Annotated in this window: 6 protein-coding genes; 3 read left to right on the top strand and 3 right to left on the bottom strand. The window is 41.7% G+C overall.

Annotation, left to right across the window (positions count from 1 at the left end):
- The 3 genes from F6K49_RS44495 to F6K49_RS44485 form a co-directional block, all read left to right on the top strand.
- Window positions 1–244 (top strand): zinc ribbon domain-containing protein (locus F6K49_RS44495; RefSeq protein ID WP_293108348.1); only part of this gene is annotated, 244 nt, incomplete at its 5' end.
- A gap of 17 nt (window positions 245–261) precedes the next feature.
- Window positions 262–585, top strand: a complete 324-nt coding sequence (locus tag F6K49_RS44490) for a XisI protein (RefSeq protein ID WP_293108345.1) — start codon at window positions 262–264, stop codon at window positions 583–585.
- Between the two features lie 294 nt (window positions 586–879).
- Window positions 880–1,005 carry a hypothetical protein gene (locus F6K49_RS44485; protein WP_293108341.1) on the top strand — a complete coding sequence of 42 codons (126 nt, stop codon included), beginning with the start codon at window positions 880–882 and terminating at the stop codon, window positions 1,003–1,005.
- Here the strand turns inward: F6K49_RS44485 and F6K49_RS44480 are convergent.
- The 3 genes from F6K49_RS44480 to F6K49_RS44470 form a co-directional block, all read right to left on the bottom strand.
- Window positions 966–1,433, bottom strand: coding sequence for a hypothetical protein (locus F6K49_RS44480; RefSeq protein ID WP_293108338.1), 468 nt, complete (start codon window positions 1,431–1,433; stop codon window positions 966–968). The genes F6K49_RS44485 and F6K49_RS44480 overlap by 40 nt on opposite strands.
- Window positions 1,427–1,783 carry a hypothetical protein gene (locus tag F6K49_RS44475; RefSeq protein WP_229415211.1) on the bottom strand — a complete coding sequence of 119 codons (357 nt, stop codon included), beginning with the start codon at window positions 1,781–1,783 and terminating at the stop codon, window positions 1,427–1,429. The genes F6K49_RS44480 and F6K49_RS44475 overlap by 7 nt, the downstream gene beginning before the upstream one ends.
- Before the next feature lie 87 nt (window positions 1,784–1,870).
- Window positions 1,871–1,945, bottom strand: a complete 75-nt coding sequence (locus F6K49_RS44470) for an element excision factor XisI family protein (protein ID WP_293108351.1) — start codon at window positions 1,943–1,945, stop codon at window positions 1,871–1,873.
- Between the last annotated feature and the right edge of the window lie 3 nt (window positions 1,946–1,948).

The raw sequence follows: 1,948 nt of genomic DNA, 5'->3' as shown, positions 1-1,948 counted from the left end.
TAGTTGTGGTGAAGTTGTCAAAAAATCATTATCAACGCGAACCCATACCTGTTCATGTGGGTGTGTACTAGATCGCGACCACAATGCAGCCATTAATATTCTAAAAAGAGCCTTGGGTACCGTAGGGCATACGGGAACCTGGATCATCGATCCCTACGCTTTAGGAGAGGACCCCTCTACTCTTTTTGATTCCGGTCTGAAAGAGCAAGCGACCTCGTTGATTAAAGAATCCCCGTTCTTATAGGACGGGGAGTGTCAACAATGGATAAATTAGATCAATATCGTCAGATTACCTGCGAATTTTTAGAAAGTTTTGCCAGTTATGATATCAATGCCCAACTTATCTTTGATAGAGAACGCGATCGTTATTTGGTTTTCCACAACGAGTGGCGTAATGAGTACCGCATCTATGGCTGTGCCATGCATCTTGAGCTGATCGAAGGTCAAATCTGGATACAGCACAATAGTACTGAGATTTATATCGATAGTGAATTGATTGAGCGGGGTGTTTCTCCCAAAGATATTATACTAGGATTTCGCTCTCCCAGCGTCCGCAAACTTATTGCTGCTGCGATGGAAGACTAGTAAAAGGATATCTGAAAAGTTTTTTTATACTGAATTTTGCCCCCCTAGCCCCCCAACTTTGGGGGAAGAGTCAATTTGCTTCTAAAAGTCCCCCGCCCCCCTAACCCCCCAATTCTGGGGGGAATTAGCGGATGCTTCGCTTTTTTACAGATGGGGACCAACGGGGGCTTGGATGTAGCAAATGAGACTTCTCAGACAACCTCTAAATGCGCAACCTAACCGGATTTTAACTAACAGCAAACTCAGGTAGTAGGGTGGGCAAATAATCAATGTAATACCATTTTTACATCAATCATGTCCATTTGCCCACCCTACCTGAGCTGTTCCCTGTTCCCTGTTCCCTGTTCCCTGTTCCCTGTTCCCTGTTCCCTGTTCCCTATTTATCTACCTACTTGTCGCTTCATAACTTGGGCGACTTGACCGTATTTGTCTCCAGTTAACCCTTCTAATGTATCATGTTCAATATCCTCATCCTGTCCTAATTTACTCGTCCATTTTCCGTTTAATAGTTGTCTAGCAACATGAGTGGGTTTACCATTTAAAATGTAAATGGCTATTTTTTGATAATTTTCTTCTAAATCAGGGGTTTCACAGATTACATAACCAAGAGTTTCAAAAGCTTTAATAAAAGCCAAAAGTGTCTCAACTCTTGGAACATTAACTGGCCAATAACTCTCTTTCATTGGATCTGGCCACCACCATCTTTGAGTATCTTCAGCCGCCCAAGCCACACAATTATAATCAATTGTATCAGCACTGGTTATGTGATAATTTGTAGAGACTAAATTAGGATAATCCCTTTCAATCCATTGTCTGACTTGCGATAACCACGCCTCATTGCCTACCATTTATAACCGTTACGGAGTCCCCAATTTAGCCATGCTTTGATCATTTCTTGAGTATTCCCCTGATGTTCTTCTTGAACAGGATCTTCTCTAGTAATGGATTTTAAAGCCCAAAACCACCGTCCAGATTTTTGTTCAAGTTCCCTTAATAATAACGGAATTGCTTCTTTTCCCATGCCAATAATTTGTTGATAAGCAGGATGCATAGCTGCTTGAGTGGTTGATGAAATTCCTCTGGTTTCTTCCCGCCACTGGTGAACGAGTTGCCTAAACGTTTGTTCGATATCTTCTTGAATTAGGGACATTTTATCTCCATTTTGTGGTTGTAAGTAGGGGTAGGGTGGGCAAATCATCAACCATTAACCAATTGATCATCAATCATGTGCCCTTCCGAAAATTGCCACAGGCTGGAAGCCTGTTCCACACAACCTAACCGGATTTTAACTAACAGCAAACTCAGTAAATTTGCGAACATCTGGAGGATGAAAAGCTAAAACAATATCACTTTTTGGAATACA

This window comes from Moorena sp. SIO3I6 (assembly GCF_010672095.1).
The sequence above is the reverse complement of the archived record's forward strand: the minus strand, read 5'-3'. Positions and strand labels throughout refer to the sequence as shown.